General features: G+C 69.7%; 24 protein-coding genes. 10 read left to right on the top strand and 14 right to left on the bottom strand.

Translation table 11 applies throughout. The features are described from left to right. The 8 genes from ACGFN2_RS13890 to ACGFN2_RS13855 all read left to right on the top strand — a co-directional run bounded on the left by ACGFN2_RS13890 (nt 1) and on the right by ACGFN2_RS13855 (nt 6,708). The gene (locus tag ACGFN2_RS13890) at nt 1–1,020 is read left to right on the top strand and encodes a hypothetical protein (protein WP_393360093.1); all 1,020 of its coding nucleotides are present in this window, start codon (nt 1–3) and stop codon (nt 1,018–1,020) included. Beyond that, nucleotides 1,020–1,727: an ATP-binding protein gene (locus ACGFN2_RS13885; RefSeq protein WP_393360091.1), complete on the top strand. Its 708-nt coding sequence runs from the start codon at nt 1,020–1,022 to the stop codon at nt 1,725–1,727. The genes ACGFN2_RS13890 and ACGFN2_RS13885 overlap by 1 nt, the downstream gene beginning before the upstream one ends. Nucleotides 1,728–1,834: 107 nt before the next feature. Beyond that, a complete protein-coding gene (locus tag ACGFN2_RS13880; protein WP_393360089.1) occupies nt 1,835–2,398 on the top strand; it encodes a WhiB family transcriptional regulator in 564 nt (187 codons plus the stop codon). After that, nucleotides 2,395–3,459, top strand: a complete 1,065-nt coding sequence (locus tag ACGFN2_RS13875) for a DUF2637 domain-containing protein (protein WP_393360087.1) — start codon at nt 2,395–2,397, stop codon at nt 3,457–3,459. The genes ACGFN2_RS13880 and ACGFN2_RS13875 overlap by 4 nt, the downstream gene beginning before the upstream one ends. A gap of 102 nt (nt 3,460–3,561) precedes the next feature. Then, nucleotides 3,562–3,786, top strand: coding sequence for a hypothetical protein (locus ACGFN2_RS13870; RefSeq protein WP_393360085.1), 225 nt, complete (start codon nt 3,562–3,564; stop codon nt 3,784–3,786). Continuing rightward, nucleotides 3,783–4,451, top strand: coding sequence for a plasmid mobilization protein (locus tag ACGFN2_RS13865; RefSeq protein ID WP_393360083.1), 669 nt, complete (start codon nt 3,783–3,785; stop codon nt 4,449–4,451). The genes ACGFN2_RS13870 and ACGFN2_RS13865 overlap by 4 nt, the downstream gene beginning before the upstream one ends. Beyond that, nucleotides 4,451–6,214 carry a relaxase/mobilization nuclease domain-containing protein gene (locus ACGFN2_RS13860; protein WP_393360081.1) on the top strand — a complete coding sequence of 588 codons (1,764 nt, stop codon included), beginning with the start codon at nt 4,451–4,453 and terminating at the stop codon, nt 6,212–6,214. Before ACGFN2_RS13865 ends, ACGFN2_RS13860 begins: the two co-directional genes overlap by 1 nt. 89 nt (nt 6,215–6,303) lie before the next feature. Further along, nucleotides 6,304–6,708, top strand: a complete 405-nt coding sequence (locus tag ACGFN2_RS13855; protein WP_393360079.1) for a hypothetical protein — start codon at nt 6,304–6,306, stop codon at nt 6,706–6,708. Between the two features lie 13 nt (nt 6,709–6,721). Here ACGFN2_RS13855 and ACGFN2_RS13850 read toward each other — a convergent pair whose 3' ends face one another. After that, complete coding sequence (locus ACGFN2_RS13850) at nt 6,722–7,441, bottom strand: HNH endonuclease (protein ID WP_393360077.1); 720 nt, start codon at nt 7,439–7,441, stop codon at nt 6,722–6,724. Nucleotides 7,442–7,841: 400 nt separating this feature from the next. Then, on the bottom strand, nt 7,842–8,468 hold the full coding sequence (locus tag ACGFN2_RS13845; RefSeq protein WP_393360075.1) for a hypothetical protein: 627 nt from the start codon (nt 8,466–8,468) through the stop codon (nt 7,842–7,844). Between the two features lie 686 nt (nt 8,469–9,154). On the opposite strand from ACGFN2_RS13845, the gene ACGFN2_RS13840 reads away from it, so the two are divergent. Then, nucleotides 9,155–10,393, top strand: a complete 1,239-nt coding sequence (locus ACGFN2_RS13840; protein WP_393360074.1) for a DUF6236 family protein — start codon at nt 9,155–9,157, stop codon at nt 10,391–10,393. A gap of 6 nt (nt 10,394–10,399) precedes the next feature. Here ACGFN2_RS13840 and ACGFN2_RS13835 read toward each other — a convergent pair whose 3' ends face one another. The 9 genes from ACGFN2_RS13835 to ACGFN2_RS13795 all read right to left on the bottom strand — a co-directional run bounded on the left by ACGFN2_RS13835 (nt 10,400) and on the right by ACGFN2_RS13795 (nt 13,333). Then, a complete protein-coding gene (locus tag ACGFN2_RS13835) occupies nt 10,400–10,630 on the bottom strand; it encodes a hypothetical protein (RefSeq protein ID WP_393360072.1) in 231 nt (76 codons plus the stop codon). A gap of 28 nt (nt 10,631–10,658) precedes the next feature. Further along, complete coding sequence (locus ACGFN2_RS13830) at nt 10,659–10,982, bottom strand: hypothetical protein (protein ID WP_393360070.1); 324 nt, start codon at nt 10,980–10,982, stop codon at nt 10,659–10,661. After that, nucleotides 10,979–11,233, bottom strand: coding sequence for a MarR family transcriptional regulator (locus tag ACGFN2_RS13825; RefSeq protein ID WP_393360068.1), 255 nt, complete (start codon nt 11,231–11,233; stop codon nt 10,979–10,981). The genes ACGFN2_RS13830 and ACGFN2_RS13825 overlap by 4 nt, the downstream gene beginning before the upstream one ends. A 102-nt stretch (nt 11,234–11,335) precedes the next feature. Beyond that, nucleotides 11,336–11,665, bottom strand: coding sequence for an esterase (locus ACGFN2_RS13820; RefSeq protein WP_393360066.1), 330 nt, complete (start codon nt 11,663–11,665; stop codon nt 11,336–11,338). 81 nt (nt 11,666–11,746) lie between these two features. Next, entirely contained in the window at nt 11,747–11,959 is a 213-nt protein-coding gene (locus ACGFN2_RS13815; protein ID WP_393360064.1) for a hypothetical protein, read from the bottom strand. A gap of 42 nt (nt 11,960–12,001) precedes the next feature. Beyond that, nucleotides 12,002–12,265 (bottom strand): hypothetical protein, encoded by a 264-nt coding sequence (locus ACGFN2_RS13810; protein WP_393360062.1) that lies wholly within the window; start codon nt 12,263–12,265, stop codon nt 12,002–12,004. A 72-nt stretch (nt 12,266–12,337) separates the two neighbouring features. Next, nucleotides 12,338–12,502, bottom strand: coding sequence for a hypothetical protein (locus ACGFN2_RS13805; RefSeq protein WP_393360060.1), 165 nt, complete (start codon nt 12,500–12,502; stop codon nt 12,338–12,340). Nucleotides 12,503–12,521: 19 nt separating this feature from the next. Beyond that, nucleotides 12,522–12,875 (bottom strand): MarR family transcriptional regulator, encoded by a 354-nt coding sequence (locus ACGFN2_RS13800; RefSeq protein ID WP_393360058.1) that lies wholly within the window; start codon nt 12,873–12,875, stop codon nt 12,522–12,524. Nucleotides 12,876–12,985: 110 nt separating this feature from the next. Further along, complete coding sequence (locus tag ACGFN2_RS13795; RefSeq protein ID WP_393360056.1) at nt 12,986–13,333, bottom strand: DUF317 domain-containing protein; 348 nt, start codon at nt 13,331–13,333, stop codon at nt 12,986–12,988. 218 nt (nt 13,334–13,551) lie between these two features. On the opposite strand from ACGFN2_RS13795, the gene ACGFN2_RS13790 reads away from it, so the two are divergent. Beyond that, a complete protein-coding gene (locus ACGFN2_RS13790) occupies nt 13,552–13,815 on the top strand; it encodes a hypothetical protein (RefSeq protein ID WP_393360054.1) in 264 nt (87 codons plus the stop codon). Here the strand turns inward: ACGFN2_RS13790 and ACGFN2_RS13785 are convergent. The 3 genes from ACGFN2_RS13785 to ACGFN2_RS13775 all read right to left on the bottom strand — a co-directional run bounded on the left by ACGFN2_RS13785 (nt 13,812) and on the right by ACGFN2_RS13775 (nt 16,293). Next, on the bottom strand, nt 13,812–14,318 hold the full coding sequence (locus ACGFN2_RS13785) for a hypothetical protein (protein ID WP_393360052.1): 507 nt from the start codon (nt 14,316–14,318) through the stop codon (nt 13,812–13,814). The genes ACGFN2_RS13790 and ACGFN2_RS13785 overlap by 4 nt on opposite strands. A 66-nt stretch (nt 14,319–14,384) precedes the next feature. Then, complete coding sequence (locus ACGFN2_RS13780; RefSeq protein ID WP_393360050.1) at nt 14,385–15,335, bottom strand: DUF317 domain-containing protein; 951 nt, start codon at nt 15,333–15,335, stop codon at nt 14,385–14,387. Between the two features lie 115 nt (nt 15,336–15,450). Further along, nucleotides 15,451–16,293 (bottom strand): winged helix-turn-helix transcriptional regulator, encoded by an 843-nt coding sequence (locus ACGFN2_RS13775; RefSeq protein ID WP_393360048.1) that lies wholly within the window; start codon nt 16,291–16,293, stop codon nt 15,451–15,453. Nucleotides 16,294–16,347 lie beyond the last annotated feature (54 nt).

Genomic DNA, 16,347 nt, shown 5'->3' with positions numbered 1-16,347 from the left:
ATGGCGCGGATACGAACCATCAAGCCGGAGGCATTCGTCTCCGAGTCGCTCGCCGAAGTGAGCGTCGAGGCAGAGCGCACCTTCTTCGGACTGCTCACTCAGGCCGACGATCACGGCCGCCACCGTGACAACGCCGCAATCATCGCCGGGTTGCTCTGGCCGCTGCGCGCCGAGCACACCTCGGTCCACGTCGAGGATGACCTTCACCAGCTCGCGACTGCTGGCCTGATCTGCCGGTACACCGGCTGCGACGGCCGCCGCTACCTCCACATCGTGACCTGGTCCGCGCACCAGAAGATCGACAAGCCGAGCCAGTCCCGCCTGCCGTCCTGCCCGCAGCACCACGGTGCCGGCCGGTGCGGCCCCTGCAAGGGGACCTGCGCCCAGCTGGTCGAGGAGTCGCCCACCCCTCCCCGAGGGCTCGCCGAGGCTTCGCCGAACGCTCCCCGAACCCTCGATCTGCCCGCGCAGCCCGCCGCGACACCTCGCGGCCACGCCGACCACGCGCCCGCTACCCAGCAGGACGCCTTCGACGGCGCGGCCGACGCCCCTAGCGGCGCAACCTCGAAAAGCGCAGGTCAGAACGCTCTCGCCGAGGGCTCTCCGAGCCTTCCCCGAAGCCTCGGGGAAGGCTCGGCGCCTGGATCTAGGATCTTGGATCCTGGATCCTCTGTACCTACGGGGCGCACAGCGCCCGCAGCCACCGTCTCGGCCAACCAGCTCATCGGCGAGTACACCGCTGCCTGCGACCAGCGCCCGCCCAACGACGTGCTCGGGCACCTCGGGCGGATCACCAAGAAGCTCCTGGGCGAGGGCATCGCCCCCGACCACATCCGGGCCGGACTGCAGAACTTCGCGGCCAATCCCAAGCACCCGAGCGTGCTGACCAGCATGGTCAACGAAGCCATGAACGCACGCCCCGGTGGTTTGGCGCGGCCGGGATCCCGGCTTAACGTGCCCGCTCACCAGGCGTGGACCAACCCGGTCGACGCTGCCGCCGCCTACGCCGAGGAACTGTGATGCGCACCCGTCACCGCGAACCGCAGCTCCTCGGCAGCGAGGGCACCCTGGACCGCATGGCCCGGATTCTGGCCGCGCGCAACATCGACCCGGCCGCCGTCGCCGCGGTGGTCGACGAGCCCGAGCCGTTCTCCCCGCTGGACACCCTGTCGGCCGGGGTGCCTCCGCGCTACCGGGCCGCCGTCGCCGACCACCCGCAGGTCCTGGCCTGGGCCCGGGAGGTTACCGAGGCGGCCGTCGCCCCCAGCCGGGGAGCCCGGCGGCAGGTCACCAACGGTCCTAGCCTGCTGATGGCCGGGGTCGTCGGCGCCGGCAAGACGCATCAGGCGTACGGCGCGGTCCGGCTGCTGGCACAGAGAGGGATCGGCGTGCGCTGGCGCGCGACCACCGCCGCCGACCTGTACGCAGACCTGCGCCCCCGGCCCGGGGTCGACAGCGAGAGGGCGCTGGCCGCCGTCAGCCGGTGCCCGCTGCTGATCATCGACGACCTCGGCGCGGCCAAGCCCTCCGAGTGGGTCGAGGAAGTGACCTACCGGCTGATCAACCGCCGGTACAACCTCGAACTCCCAACGCTGATCACCACCAATCTCAGCATCAGGGACTTCCGGGCCTACCTCGGCGACCGCGTCGCCTCCCGACTCGCGCAGATGACCACCCGCGTCGAGTTCGAGCCGGTCGACCGCAGACGCTTCCGCGCCGCCGCCTGACCTTCCGCAGGCCGACCTCGCGCTTGGCGCGCCGCCCGTCTCCCTCTCACGACCCACCGCCTCCTCCGCCGACGCCCTGCGCGCGGAGAGCGATCGGAGCACCCCGCATGACCACCACGACGATCACCCCTGCCCGCCACCGGTCGCTCGGCGACCAAACCTGGCAGGACGACGCCGTCTGCCAGAGCACCGAGTACAACCCGGTGGACCCCGACCTCTTCTTCCCGGAGCCCGACGAGACCGACAAGATCGCGGCCGCGAAGGCGCTGTGCGGGCAGTGCCCGGTGCGCCGCACCTGCCTGGACGCCGCGCTCGAAGGCGGTAACGCCCACGGCATCCGGGGCGGCATGACCGAGGAGGAACGTGAGCCGCTGCACGAGAAGCTCGCCAACCGGCTCGACTACAGCCGCGTCAACGACACGATCGCCGGGCGGGACGTTCACCTCACCCAGGCCGAGCGCCGCGCGGTCATCTACGCCGCCTTCCGCCACGGGGTGACCGAGCAGCGTCTGGCCTGGCTGCTGAAGGTCACCGAGGAGCACGCCCAGAAGAAGTACCGCGAGCTTCGCCGGGCCCTGCGTAACCGCAACCTGGAACAGAACACGGAAACCCCGGCCCTCCAAGCCACTGGCGAGCGCCTGGGTCGCGATGACTTCGGGACGGCGGCATGAGCACCGCGAGCGCACCCAAGGCGGCGCACATCACCAACTGGGACCGCGCGGTCATCATCGCCCTGGGCAGCGTAGGGAGCGCCCAGTCCTGGGATGCCCTTCAGCAGATGGCCGTCGCCATCCACGTCCGAGGTTTTCTGACCTACCTCTTTCCGCTGGTGATCGACGGGTTCATCGCGTACGGCATCCGGGCCCTCGTGGTCCTGCGCGACGCGCCGCTGCGGTCCCGGCTCTACGTCTGGATGCTCGTCGGCACGGCCACCGCCGCCAGCATCTGGGCCAACGCGCTGCACGCGGTTCGGCTCAACGAGGAAGCGGTCACGGACACCGGGCTCCGCCTCGGAGACACCGTGGTCGCGGTGCTGTCCACGATCGCCCCGCTCGCACTGGCCGGAGCGGTCCACCTCTACCTCCTCATCGCCCGAGGGCCGGTCAAGGACAGTGACCGCGAGGACCACGGTCAGGCCGGTCACCTCGGTCAGGCGGGCAAGCCCGCCGGCATCGCGGTCACCCGGGCCGACCGGGTCGACCAGCAGCCGGAGCCCGGTCAGGTCACGGCCGGGCAGCCGGTCACTGCCCTGACCGACCGGCCGCGTCCGTCCCTGGGCAAGCAGACTCCCACCCCTCGGTCACTGACTGGGGACAGCGTCCCGGTGGACAGCAGCAACCCGGTCACCGGTCACCACGGTCAGCCGCACGAGCCCGCTGACCTGCCCGGACAGCCGGACACCGCGCCGCCGGTCACTGACCGCGCGGACGGCACCGAGCCGGTCACCGGCCACCAGGACAGCCCCTCGCCGGTCACCGAACGGCCGGTCACTCAGCCGCCGGTCGCTGACCGGGACGCCCGGACAACCGGTGACCGGCGCTCTGACCCGGACACCGAGGAGCTGCTGGAAATCGCCCGATCAGCGGTCAGGGCCGAGGACAAGCTGACCCGCAAGGTGGTCGCCCAGGCGATCCGCGGTCAGCAGATCCCCCTGTCCAGCGACACCCTGACCGCCCTGATGGCCCAGCTCCGCGAGCAGCACGGGCAGCCGGTCACGTCCGCCCGGACCTGACCGGACACCACGGAGCGGGTGACCGAGCCGGACACCTCGGCCGGTCACCCGCCCCGGACACACACCCCCACGCACTGGCGAAACGAAGCGGAGAACCCACCCATGCGCACCCGCCCGATCACACCTGCCGAGGTCGATTCCTGGCTGACCGTCCTGCACCAGCGCGGCCACCTCCACCGCGCCCAGTCCGGCCCCGACACCACCTGGACCGTCCAACGAGAGCGCCACAGCCGCCCCTGGACCCTGCGCCACCCGGTCCTGGCCATGGACTGGATCGAGGACCTCGTCCGCGAAATCCAGCAGCAGGACCCGGAGACGAGCCGGTGACAACCGCCAACGACCCGGTGGTTACCCCGGCCGGACAGCACCGTGAGCCCACGACGGCTCCTGGCGGAGCAAGTTGTCGCATACGACGGTCCTACGGCCCGTCGCACGCACTTGCCCCCGCCCAGGAGGGCGGCGGAAGTCCGGTTGGTCCCCGAGCGAGGGCGCACGGGGACCAACCGGGCAACCGGCACCAGGGGGCGCCGGTCACCGGGGGAGAAGCCGACCGCGTCGACCACCGCGAGCAGCCGAGCCCGAGCACGCCCGCGTTCCCTGACCGCACACCGCGCCGCCGCAGCCGCAACCCGAGCGAGCGCACCCGCAAGACGACCACCCGCCTGTCCGACACCGAGCACGCCGAGATCGTCACCGCTGCCGTGCAACGCGGTGTCACCGTTGCCCGATTCCTCGCAGCTACCGGCCTCGCCGCCGCCCGCGGTTCCACCTCCCTGCACTCCAACGAGCAGCTCGACGCCGCCATCGACGAGCTGGCCACCCTGCGCACCGCCCTGGCCCGGGTCGGCAACAACATCAACCAGATCGCCTTCGTCTACAACGCCGGGGGGCAGCCCCGTCCCGGCCAACTCGATTACGCCCTCGCGGCCTTGACCCGTCTGCTGTCCCGCATCGACGACACGGCCAACACCCTGGTGAAGAAGCGACTCTGATGGTCCCCAAGATCCGCCGAGGCGGGCGCACCCACGGCCTGCTCGTCTACCTCTACGGCCCCGGCAAACGCGACGAACACATCGACCCGCACCTCGTCGGGAGCTGGGACGGCTTCGCCCCCGACCCCGGCCGCGACACCAGCCTCGACCCGGACCCCAAGGCCACCCTCGCCCGCCTCACCGCCGCCCTCGACCTGCGCGTCAAGCAGGCAGGCGACCGCGCACCCGCCAAGCACGTGTGGCACTGCTCAGTCCGCACCGACCCCGGCGACCGCATGCTGACCGACGCCGAATGGAACACCGTCGCCCAACGCCTGGTCGCGGCGACCGGGATCGCCCCCGAAGGCGACCCGGACGGCTGCCGCTGGATCGCCGTACGCCACGCGGACGACCACATCCACATCCTGGCCACCCTGGTCCGAGGCGACCTGCGCCGCCCCCGGATGAACTACGACTTCAAGAAGGCCCAGGCCGAATGCCGCCGCATCGAGAAGGAGTGGGGACTGCGCCGCCTCAATCCGGGCGACGGCACCGGCTCCAAGGCACCCACCAGCGCCGAGCGCTTCAAGGCCGAGCGCACCGGGCGCCCTGAGCCCTCGCGCGAGACGTTGCGCGAAGCCGTCCGTCAGGCTCTCGCCGGAGCGGCTACCGAAGAGGAGTTCTTCACGCGGCTGCGCGAGGCCGGGCTGCGCGTGAGGGTACGGACCGCCCCGTCCGGCGATGCCATCGGCTACAACGTGGCACTCCCTGGCGACCGCAACCGCGATGGTGAACCGGTCTGGTTCCCCGGCTCCAAGCTGGCACCCGACCTGTCCCTGCCGAAGATCCGCCTTCGCCTCGCCAACGACACGGTCGACCTGACGATGTCGGCCGCCACCAGTGGCCGATCGCATTGGTCCCCGCCCGCCCGGGAGCGACGCAGCGCCGCCGGCATCGCCGAGCACGCTGCCATCCTGCTCGACAGCGACGACGACAACGCCGCAGCTCACCTCGTGGGGGTCGGAGAACTCCTGGATGCGGTCGCCCAGACCTCCCCGGCCGCCACCCGCGCCGAGCTGGCTGCCGCCGCCCGAGAATTCGAGCGGGCCACCCGCAGTCACGTCCGAGCGGAGCGCGCCGACACCCGCGCGATCCGCTCGGCCGCCCGGGGCATCATCCAGGCCGGCGGCGCACTCGGCCGTGGCGAAGACGGCGGCACCACCGCCATGCTCGTCTCGACCCTGGTCCTGGTCACCCTCGCCGCCGCCCGCTGGCACTCCGCCCGCGGACACGCCCAGCAGGCCCACGCCTCCCGCCAGACCGCCGAGCGCTTGCGAACCGCCTACCGCCAGGCCGCCGCCACACCCATGCGAGCACTGCACGACCAAGGCCGCGCCCTCCCCGAAGCCGTACGCCGAACCCACGAGGCCACTATCCGCGCAGCACTGCCGCAGCAGGGGCTACGAGCCGACGGCACGACGAAGACCGACGCCCTGGCCGCCACCATGGCCCAGGCCGAACAGGCGGGCCACGACCCCGAGGCGCTCCTACAGCGGGCCATCGACATGCGCGAACTTGAGACCGCCGAGGACGTGAACGACGTCCTGGTCTGGCGCCTGCGCCGCCTCGCCCAGCTCCCCGCACACCCGGGAGAAGTGACTCCTCAGCCGCAGGCCGGAGCCCGTCAGCCCGAGACCTCGACCAACGACCACACCCGCAACCGGACGGCCCCCACGGCGGCAGCTCGACCCGCCGACCCGCGCACCCGACCCCCGCGCCGCTGACCACTGACCGGCAGGCCGGTCACCACGAAACCCCCTGGACAGCCGCTTCCCCGGCTGTTACGGATGAACCAGAAGGACTCAACCGGGAGATGACGCTCGTGCTCAGAACCACCGACCGCACCGCAGAGCCGGCGCCCGTGCCGCCCACCCTCCCGGCCGGCACCGACCCCCTGCTGCAACTCGAATACGAGATGCAGCAGCCCAGCGGTCCCGGCGCCACACGCTGCCTCGGCCACCCGGCCGAGCTGGCCCTGCGCGGGATCCCCGTACGGTGCTCGGCCTGCCGCGCCCGACGAGACTGGCTGCTCATCAACCACGGCCGCAACGTCTGGATCGTCTGCCGCTGCAACAACCAGTGGCTCGAACCCGAGATCAGCCGCACCGACTTCAACGCACTGATCGCCATCCCGGACAGGAAGACCTACCCCAGCCTCGAAGAGGGCCTCGCCGCGCTCGGCTTCGACGGGGCCTTCGCCGGCACCTACCTGCAGTGACGAGCGGTATGCACTACTCGTTCTGGCGTATGACCTCGTCTGCGAGTATCGGACTCCTCGGCACGACTTTGACCACCCTCGGGGCAGGCTTGTTGAGTACCTCGTGGATCTCGTGATGCAGGTCGGCCCACATCGCGGGTAGATCATCAAAGGCCGGTCCTGTTTCCGGGAAGGCGGTGGGGACTGGCCTGTTCAAGAGCTTACAGGCGTGCCTCACGGTCACGTAAAAAATCTGATCGGCCAGTTTCGTCACCTCGCTCGGTGACGCCGCGGCGAAGTAGAGGCGTGCGTAACTAGCCTCCGTGGCTGTGTCGCCGATACCTTGAAAGTTCCGCTGGAGTTCGCTGGTTGTGGCGCCTCGCTGCTTCGCTCCCCGAAACGCAAGAGCGCCGGTGAGCCACATCTCAATGAATACGCGGAACTTTTGGTAGGCCGCCAGAAAGTCCGCGTGATAGGGATGCGCAGCGAGAGCGTATGGAGAAAATGGGCTCAGGTTCGCCTTGTACTGGACCATGGCCAAGCGGTCGATATGTCCTCGATCGAAGAGCGTATGGCAGGTCGGACAGAGGGCGATCAGATTCTCGAACTCGTGCCGCTTAACTTTGGCCCAGGGGCGAATGTGGGCAATCTCGATGACGGGAACGCGGCAGACCGGTATGGCACAGCGATGGCCGGCTTCGACACGGACTCGCCGATCTAACTCGCTAGGAATTGCAGGACGGTTGGCGGGCATGGTCACCATGCTAGAGCGGTCCACCGACAGCAGTCGCCTGCTGTCGGCTCGAACGTACCTCCGCCACCCAGGCGGCAGGGCGAGATGTCCCAACCCACTGCCAGGATCGCCGCTCCCCACCTCCACCGAACAGCACACCTCGCCGCGCACTCTAGTGTCACGGGAAAGCTGATGTGCGAGGAATGCGACATGTCAGGAATGAGTGCCCTCTGTCGATATGGCGACCAGCGCCCATACCATGGTCGAAAGCCCACATTAGCGCTGCCAGGGATTCGGAACTGGCTGTAGCGACCAGAATGCCACCGTGCACGTGGCGTCCGTACCAGCCCCGGGCCTTCACCGCGCGGTGGTGGACGAGGGTCGAGTCTGACCCTGCAAGCCAAGGCCCTGCGGCATTTGCTCAGCGCCCGATTTCGCGGAGCTGATGTTCGACGATGGAGAGGACCAGCGGCGTGGCGGAGATCTGGAAGTACTCCCGTCCTCGCACTGGCTTCACACCCTCGTCGGTGAGGGCGAAGCGTATGAAGGTTTCCAAGTTGGGTGCGAAGTCGCCGGGAAGGTCGCGGGCGACAAGCACCTGTGTCGTGTACCCGTCCGCGGCGTGGGCTCGCAGGCGGGGGCGTGGGTCACCGGAGGTGATTCCGAACTTCACACGTTCCGCGTCCTGCACGACGTAGAACACGTCCCACACCTTGCCGGCGCATCGTCGGCAGATGCCTTGCCCCTGCTTGACGCCGCTGGGGATGGTCTTGCCCTGGTGACCAGCACGGCAGATCAGCCGATGCTCAACTCCGTCTCCTCGCCATGCCGGCTCGACGACGGTCCCGCCGAGTTCTTCCACCCGCGCCTTGAACCACGCCCAACATGCGTCGGGATCAATGCCGACGCACTTGAGGCATCGGCCGGTGCCGCTGCGCATGTTGTTCGGCGTGGGTGTGAAGGGGTGGCCGTTCTTACAGATGACGCGGTGCTGTGCTGCCTTCCCCAGCCATTTCGTCTCGACGACGGTCCCACCGAGTTCATCCACCCGGGCCTTGAACGCTGCCCATGCTGTGGCTGGATCATTCCCAGAGCACACTGAACAGATGCCCCCACCACTGCGCACGTAGCCGGGCCGGGGCTTGCTGGGGTGGCCGTTCCTGCAAATCACTCGGTGACGCTTGTCCTTCCCCAGCCACTTCGGCTCGACGACTGTCCCGCCGAGCTCTTCCACCCGAGCTTTGAAGGCTGCCCACGCCGTAGCCGGATCGCTACCGGAGCAAGGTCGGCACATACCCTGGCCTCGTTGCACGGCGTTCGGAATCGCTGTCGTCTCGTGCCCCTTCGGGCAGCGAATCTGGTGCCTTGCCGCGCTGCTTAGCCACTTTGGCTCCAGCACTTCACCGCCCAGAGCTTCTATTCGGGCCTTGAACTGCGCCCATGCCTTCGTCGGAGAACCCCCCATAGGATCACTCTTCCAGAGATCCGCCTCCACAGCAGCCGTTTCGGGGGAACGAGCCGGTCTGGTTGTGCCCGTTGCACTCGGCAGCCGGAGTCAGGCTTCCCGGCCTCAAGAGTATGGGGAATACAGCACAGACGGAATGAGTGATCTCCGCCGGTATAGGGCAGCTCGCTCCGCTCCATGCACCAGCAGTGAAGACTGCTTGCGTAGCATGCTGTCGGCCTTCCCGGACATGTCCGGGAAGGCCGACAGGACGCGATGAAAGGGCAGCAGTGCAGCGGATCGGCCTCTACTACCCGTATGTACACTTCCGTAAAGAGCAGTGGATCAAGGCTGCCGCCCTCTATTGGCGGGGCCTTGCCCGAGTCGTTCCGCCGGGGTTTCCCGTCGCCGATCCGGACCTGGTCAAGGCCCTGCGCGACGAGCTGGACTTTGTCACCGACGTGGACCCCAGGGAAGCCGCAGCCGCTGTCGCCCCTGCCTTCCTCAAGGCTGTCGAGGACCACGGTGCCGAATTGAGGCAGCGGTTTCTGGCAACCGTCGACACTCGGCCTTTCCGCGCGCATCTGAACCATCGGCCTGAGGAGTTGATGGGACAACGCACCATCAACGCGGAGCCGACCTCACCTGACGACTTGCGAACGCTTCCGCGCGACGAACGCCCCCTCGCCGGCCTCTATCCGCACGAGGTAGACCCACGGCTTGCGGACGCCCTTCGCGGCACCGGTCTCGCTGTGCGAGCTATGCGGTCGCGCATTGCCAGATCCTCGGACGTAACGTGGCTGGCCATGGACCCGGCCCTGGCCTGGATCTATAAGTGCGTGCTCACGGAGGAGCTGGCCCGCCGTACGCGGTACGCGCCGATCACCGATCAGGTGGCGGCCCACAGCGCAACGGACGGCTGGGACAGCGATCGGATTGCTGCTGCCATGTTGGGCGAGCCGCCTCAGCCGGCAGGCTCAGATGAGACGACACGGCTCGGGCTGATGGCCGTGCAATGCGTCCTTCCGGACGGTCTGCGGTCGGTGCCGGTGGCGAAGATCATCCAACTGCGGAAGGATCACCGAGCGGAATTCAACGCCTTCACACAAGCGGTCGACGAGGCGGCGGCGGCCCTGCGAGAGGAAGTCGCTGGCATCGAAGACCGCGCGGCATTCGAACACCACCTTCGGATGAAGTTCGACGACAGCATCGCCGCGCATCTTGAGGAGCTGCGCAAGGCCATGAGCAGCCTTAACCTCAAGACCTTCTACGGCGCGCTGAGCTACAAGGTCGAAGTACCCGCTCTCGCCGCTGTGGCGAGTGGCTGGGCAGGTAACGTGCCGATCACCGTAGGAAGCATCGCGGTCGCTGCCGCGACCCTGCGCCAAGCCGCTGTGGAGGAACGCGACACAAAGCTCAGTGGCTCTCCAGTCAGCTACTTGCTCAGGGTGGAGCGGAACCTGAAGCCGACCACACTGGTGCGGCGAGTCGCGCGAACGCTGGGCCGAGCTGCGGGCTCTGGAATCTAGTCGCGATCAACCGCGATTGCTGTGCTTGGGCAGCTCGCCCCGGAAATGGCAGCCGGGGCACTCGTCCTCACCCTGGATATGCCCCTCGTACCAGCCGTGGACGGCCGCGTGCAGGATCGCCTCCTCCACCGTGGCGTCCCCGCTGTCGACCGCTGCTATGGCGTTGCCGACGACTACCTTGAGCGCGGCGTTGTCGGGCGAGGGAAAAGGCGGGGACGGCATTGGCGAGTCGGTCATGACCTGAGCCTAGGGGGGCAAGGAGCCGTCATTCAGTGGAATCGGCGTTCGAGGGAAGCTCGCCGGACCTGGTCAAGCGGTGGACGCTGAGGCGGACTGCGGCAGAGCGAAGCCCAAGCTCGTTGGAGAGGGCGTCGACGGACGTCTGGGGTGCTTCTCGTAGCCGGTGGAGGACGGCGCGGTCGTTGGCGGCGTCCTGGGACCGGCTGATCCGGTAGGCGCCGATGGCACCGGCTGCGATGACGAACAGGGCGATGCTGCAGGTGCCGTAACTGTGGTGGACAGCGGCTGCTATGGCGGTGACCGCTCCGGGGGCGGTGACCAGGGAGGAACCGACGAGGAACTTGTTCATGACGCTCCATGTCCGGAAGGCGCCGGTGAGGCGGGGGGAGCCGATTCGCTGTGCAGGTCACTGCGGAAGCCCCGGCCGACCGGTTTCCAGCCGTTGAACGTGGCCGGCTTCCAGCGGGGCCGGTCCGGGACGGTGGTGTCGTCGGGCGCGGGCAGGGTGCCTCGGCTCTTGCGGTTGCGGGCGGCGCTGACGCTGATGCCCAGGTGGGCGGCGACCTCCGGGTACCCCCAGAGCTGCTGGTCGTCGGCCATCGTGTCCTCCTCGTTCGTCGGGATGAGCGTACGCAACGCGGCCGGGCGTACGGCAAGGCCGCCCCTGCCGGATCGGCGCGGGGCGGCCTTGTGCGGTTTCGGTCAGACCTGGGCGAGGCGGTTCGAGAGGTCGAGGGCGGCGGTCGCAACCGCGAGGGCGGCGCTCAGACCGAGCACCTCGTGGAGGGTCGGGCGGACCAGGCGCGGCCAGTCGTCCGGGGCGGCAGGCCAGGAGGCGAGATGCACCTCGGCGGTGGCCAGCCCCAGGTGGGCGGTGACGTCCCACCCTGCGAGGGAGGCGGGCTCCCAGCGCAGGCGAATGCGGCCAAGGGCGATTCTCGGGGATTCGGGGGCGAGCCAGGTGACGTCGAGCGGTCCGTCGGGCCGGGCGGAGACGCGCTGGACCAGCGCGCCGCGTACCCCGTTCGGCATGGGGCGCACGGCGAGGCCGTGCAGCGGACGGACGTGGGACGGGCAGGGTCGAGACGAGATAGGAGCCTCCGGAGCTGTGGGTCAGGCCCAGACGAGGGCGTCGCTGACCGGGGTCGGGAGGTAGTCCTCCTGGCCGTCCTCGGCGATGAACGCCTTGCCGTCCCGGACGACCACCTCGGTCCCCACGTAGTGGGCGAAGGGGAAGTCGGGGTTGATGGCGAGGCGAATCGGAAGGCTGGGGTCGAGGTCCTGGAGCTGGCGGAGCAGGTGGCTGACGGTCAGGTGAAGGGGCATGGGAATCTCCGAGAGTGGTGCGGGACGGCGGGGCCGGTGATGTCAGGGACGGTTGAGGCGCAGCAGGTCGCGGACGGCCTTCGGCCCCTCGTTGTTGTGGGTGGCGAGGTGCCGCTTGCGGCTCTCGTTGACGTAGCCCTTGCCGGATTGCTTCATCTCCCAGTCGCCGCACGAGCAGATGGCCTGCGTGTAGGCGCGGCCGGGGCAGTCGGCGTGGAGCGGCTTGCCGGAGCTTGTGTGCTTGTGGTGCGCCGGGCAGAGACTGTGGTCGGCGTGGTGGTTGGTGAGCGGGGCGCGGAAGGGCATGGTCAAGCTCCTCGTGGGTGGGGTGGGGAGATCGGTCGGCCGGGTCGACGACTACCGGGTGTGCGCGATCCTTCAGAGGTCGCGCTGCCACTGGCGTCGTTCGGCATGACGGGCGGCACGGCGGCGCAGGGTTTTGGCGCGGCGGCCGTGCTGACCGGGGAGGTAGAAGCAGGTGCAGCGTCGGGCGTAGGCGCACTTGCGGCGGTAGCCGGGGCGGGTGGCCAGGAGCATGCGCACGGTCGGACGCCTCCCGGAGTCAGCCGGTGAGTCGGTAGGAACGACCGCTCTCCGAGAGCACCAGGCCATCGGCGATGAGGCGTTGAAGCGAGCTGCCGACCCGGTCCATGTGCAGGCCGGTAGCAGCGCAGATCTGGGGGAGAGACGAGCCGGGGTTGCCCGCAAGGTGGGTGACGACCCGGGTATCGCGACGACGCAGGTAGTCCTGGAAGCTGCCCGTGGTGTACGCCAACGCCACCCCGCAGTAGGCCATGGTGAGGCCGTGCCACACCGTGCCGGATCCGGTGACAGCGTCATAGGCGCCGAACGCGCCGGCGCTCAGGCCGCCGATCCAGTTCGTGATCTGGACCAGGTCGTCGGAGTAGATGGTCATATGCGGTGCGCGCCCTTTCGGAAAGAGGGGGAGGTGGGCCGGTCCGACGAGGTCGGGGTCCGAACGAGGGCCGGTGAACGGGGCGGGCCGCCACGAGCCCGCCCAGTGGTTCAGCGGTAGGAGTGAGCGACCAGGGCCGCGATGAACCCGGCGACGCCTTCGGAGGGCGTGTGCATGCCGAACTCCTGCGCCCACGGGTCGCCGTCGGTGGGCTGAACCCGGATGTGCCAGACGATGTTGCGTGTCCAGGCGGTGGGGTCCTCGGGGAGCCAGCCGACGTAGACCCGGCCGTCCGGGCTCGTCGCGTGGATGTTGGCCTCCGGGGTGTCGACGAGTGCCCAGCCGAGGTTGTCGAGGAGGTCGAGCACCGGGCTGGCGCAGTGGTCGGAGGAGAGCCAGTGGCGGTCTTCCACGGCGGGGCGGACGACGGCGGGAAGGAGGGTGGCGGAGGCGTTCATGGTTGCACGGTCCCTTCGTTGACCTGCGGTTTTTCCCAACACCCGTACGTTGACATGCAGTGTCCCGAAGTACGTAGTCCGTTCCCGGGAAGTGGCGTCTGCCGTGGGCGAACTGGCGGCCGTCAGTAGATCGCCGGTGCCCGGGAATGGATCGGCGGGCGTGGTTGTCCTAACCGGGTTGCGGCAACGGGCCGTACGGAACCGAAGGGGGAGCACGAGTGGCGGAGCCGAGCGGACACTGGGACGGCGCCGGGCTGGAACGCAAGATCCTTGCCGCCGGGCGGCGGTGGACGGTGGGCGACATCGCGATGGTCGACGACGGCCAGTGGGCCGTCGGTGCGCAGTCCGACGGACGGCGGGAAGAGGGCGTGGTGGAGGACCGGATCGCGCAGGGGCGTCGCGTCGAATTGACGGTGCAGGAGTTGGCCCGCGCGGTGAACTCCCGCATCGGGGACGCCCACCGCGACGGCGAACCCACCTAACCGGACCGCTCAGCGGTGCGGCCCCCGTCCGGCCCCGGGCGGGCCGACAGCGGCCGAAGGAACAGGCTGATCGGGCAACTGGCCCAGGGCGCGTGGAGAGTGCCCGGAGCGGGCAACAGCGGCCTGGGCCAGCCGAACGGCAGGCGCCCGGTCCGCAGTCGCGGCGGCTTCACGGGCCTCCAGCACGTGGCCGAGCGCCTGCCGGAACGCACGGCACTCGGCTTGGGCGACGCGAAGGTCCGCCGCTGAGCTGGTGAGGCGCTCCAGGTCAGGTCGTAGAAGGCCGGCACGTGACCGGGCCGGGTCAGGGCGTGCAGCCGGTCCTGGTGGACGGCCACCGCGTTGTCGGTGACGACCAGGGCCGAGCGAAGGTGCAGGGCCGCGCGCAGGAGCGGGTCGTCACCGGGGCTGCGGACAGCGAGGGACTCCAGAGCGTCGATCGGACGGCCCCAGGCTTTCTCGATCACGGCGGTGGCCTGGTCGAGTGCGGTGGCATCGGGCATGGCGGAACTCCCGTATTCGGAGGTGCTGTTCGATCGGGCGAGGTCCCGGAGGGGCCGGGGAGGGAGTCAGCGACTGCGGCGCGGAGCCGACGGACTGAGCAGCGGCCTGGCCACGGCAGCCGGCACGGGGCTGCGTGCCCCGGACCGTGTCGAAGTCGCGGTGCGACTGCGGGCGGCCATGACGCGGAGGTCGGCGGCAGTCCGCGGGGCGCGTGCGGCACGGTGGACGGCCTGAGTGACAGCGGTGCGCCGCACGTCGAGCGGCGTCGGAGCGCGGGAGACCAAGGACTCGGCGGCCGGCGCAGCCGGGGCAGCCGGGGTCAGCGTGACCAGGTGCTCCATCCGTCGGTCGATCTGGTGCCGTTCACGGATCACCGGGGCCGAATCCGCCATGACGGCCGCGGTCGCGGCGACCAGATGGGACGGGGTGCCGCTGGTGAACACCGCTTCCGCCCGAGTGCCCCAGCCCGGTGGACCGGCCCACAGGGTGACCGCCTCGTCATCCGGGCCGTAGCTGCGCTTGTCGATTACGGCGCCGGCCTGGCCGTCGGGGGCGACGATCTCGACCGTGCCAGGCTTGGCAGGGACGCCGCGTTTCCAGCCGGCATCGGTCAGCGGCCGAACGGCGTCTTCCCAGTAGCTCGACGGGTTCGCAAGGAAACGTCCGTTGCTGTCGTAGGCGTCGGCCTCGGCGTAGTCGTGGGCCAGGGCAGTGGTGAGGCCGGCGACGATCTCGGCCGGGGTGACGTGGTTGAAGGTGGCCGTCCAGCGCGTTGCCGAGGCGGCCTCCGTGGCCGCGCTGATCCTCCACAGCTCGAAGTCATCACCGAACCATCCGACCCTGATCCGCTGGTCGGGCGAGGTGACGAGGAGCTGACACGGCCCATCGTCGAGGTAGTGGTGCGGCCAATGGGCAACCGGGGCGAAGCCGGCGTCACCGGTCCCGTTGGAACCGGCCAGGTACATGGGACTGACCACCACCTCCTCGTAGAGGCGCGGGTCATCAGGGGTGTGCATGTCGAAGCTCCGGGGCGTGGGGGAGAACGCGCCCGCGTGCAGCGGAACAGACTGCTGGACTGCACGCGGGCGCCGGCCGACGAGGAGAGGCGGCTGGCTCTCGGCGTCATGACGGTCACCGACCCCGACTCGGGGCTGACCGGGCGGTCACGGCCGTCGGCACCCGCGGTTGCGGCTGCGGGGCATGGCTGAAGAGGTCGCTCGACGCGGCAGCGCTCCGGCGCATGGCCGCCGCTGTCCGGCCACTGTCCGACCCCAGCGGGTCGCTGGCGTGGGGCCGTGTGGCCGCTGCGACGGGCACCGGAGTCGACGAGTTCCTCCGTGCAGCGGTGGGGTTGCTCCAGTGCGAGACGGCCGCGTAGACGGGGCCCAGCGCACGCCCGGCATCGGTCAGGACGTAGGGAGCGCCGTAGCGTGGGCCTGTGCGGGCAACCAAGCCGTCGGCCTGAAGTCGCTTGAGTCGGTCCCGGGTGAGGGCGTTGTCCAGACCGGCCTCCTCCGCGATGTGGACGAGTCGCATCGGGCCGCCCGAGTCGAGGAGCTGGATCACGGCGGTCGAATGCCGAAGATGCAGACGCCGCACGGCGTCCTCGACCCGTTCGGCTCCAGCCGCCTTGCCGAGCGACAGGTGGGCCAGGGACCAGTCCGACAAGGCGCGGTGCACCGGAGCCAGCGACTCGCCGAGTGCGCTGAGCTGATACGGCGCCCCGTGGCGGTAGCCGGCGCGGGTGACCAGCCCGTCCGTGTGCATCGTGGCCAGCCGCTTGGCGACGAGCTGCTCGCTGATGAAGGGGAGCCCGGCGGCGACATCGCGCACACGCATGGGATGGCCCTGCTGCGCCAGGGTCTGCGCCGACCAAGTGGTCCACTTCGGCGCTATCAGGGCCAGCGCGTCCTCGACGCGCTGAGCATCGACCGAACCGATGGAGCGGGCCGAGGGATGCTTGAGGGTCGGCATGGGGTGAACTCCGATATGAGGGAAGCGGGTTAGGTCTGGATGGCGCCGGGCCCC

Source organism: Streptomyces sp. NPDC048612 (assembly GCF_043199295.1).
Classification (GTDB): Bacteria; Actinomycetota; Actinomycetes; order Streptomycetales; family Streptomycetaceae; genus Streptomyces.
This window is presented reverse-complemented; position numbering and strand designations above follow the sequence as displayed.

Coding starts and splice junctions, on each gene's coding strand:
- ACGFN2_RS13890 (WP_393360093.1), top strand. CDS start 1: ATGGCGCGGATACGAACCATCAAGCCGGAGGCATTCGTCTCCGAGTCG.
- ACGFN2_RS13885 (WP_393360091.1), top strand. CDS start 1,020: ATGCGCACCCGTCACCGCGAACCGCAGCTCCTCGGCAGCGAGGGCACC.
- ACGFN2_RS13880 (WP_393360089.1), top strand. CDS start 1,835: ATGACCACCACGACGATCACCCCTGCCCGCCACCGGTCGCTCGGCGAC.
- ACGFN2_RS13875 (WP_393360087.1), top strand. CDS start 2,395: ATGAGCACCGCGAGCGCACCCAAGGCGGCGCACATCACCAACTGGGAC.
- ACGFN2_RS13870 (WP_393360085.1), top strand. CDS start 3,562: ATGCGCACCCGCCCGATCACACCTGCCGAGGTCGATTCCTGGCTGACC.
- ACGFN2_RS13860 (WP_393360081.1), top strand. CDS start 4,451: ATGGTCCCCAAGATCCGCCGAGGCGGGCGCACCCACGGCCTGCTCGTC.
- ACGFN2_RS13855 (WP_393360079.1), top strand. CDS start 6,304: ATGACGCTCGTGCTCAGAACCACCGACCGCACCGCAGAGCCGGCGCCC.
- ACGFN2_RS13850 (WP_393360077.1), bottom strand. CDS start 7,441: ATGCCCGCCAACCGTCCTGCAATTCCTAGCGAGTTAGATCGGCGAGTC.
- ACGFN2_RS13835 (WP_393360072.1), bottom strand. CDS start 10,630: ATGACCGACTCGCCAATGCCGTCCCCGCCTTTTCCCTCGCCCGACAAC.
- ACGFN2_RS13830 (WP_393360070.1), bottom strand. CDS start 10,982: ATGAACAAGTTCCTCGTCGGTTCCTCCCTGGTCACCGCCCCCGGAGCG.
- ACGFN2_RS13825 (WP_393360068.1), bottom strand. CDS start 11,233: ATGGCCGACGACCAGCAGCTCTGGGGGTACCCGGAGGTCGCCGCCCAC.
- ACGFN2_RS13820 (WP_393360066.1), bottom strand. CDS start 11,665: ATGCCGAACGGGGTACGCGGCGCGCTGGTCCAGCGCGTCTCCGCCCGG.
- ACGFN2_RS13815 (WP_393360064.1), bottom strand. CDS start 11,959: ATGCCCCTTCACCTGACCGTCAGCCACCTGCTCCGCCAGCTCCAGGAC.
- ACGFN2_RS13810 (WP_393360062.1), bottom strand. CDS start 12,265: ATGCCCTTCCGCGCCCCGCTCACCAACCACCACGCCGACCACAGTCTC.
- ACGFN2_RS13800 (WP_393360058.1), bottom strand. CDS start 12,875: ATGACCATCTACTCCGACGACCTGGTCCAGATCACGAACTGGATCGGC.
- ACGFN2_RS13795 (WP_393360056.1), bottom strand. CDS start 13,333: ATGAACGCCTCCGCCACCCTCCTTCCCGCCGTCGTCCGCCCCGCCGTG.
- ACGFN2_RS13785 (WP_393360052.1), bottom strand. CDS start 14,318: ATGCCCGATGCCACCGCACTCGACCAGGCCACCGCCGTGATCGAGAAA.
- ACGFN2_RS13780 (WP_393360050.1), bottom strand. CDS start 15,335: ATGCACACCCCTGATGACCCGCGCCTCTACGAGGAGGTGGTGGTCAGT.
- ACGFN2_RS13775 (WP_393360048.1), bottom strand. CDS start 16,293: ATGCCGACCCTCAAGCATCCCTCGGCCCGCTCCATCGGTTCGGTCGAT.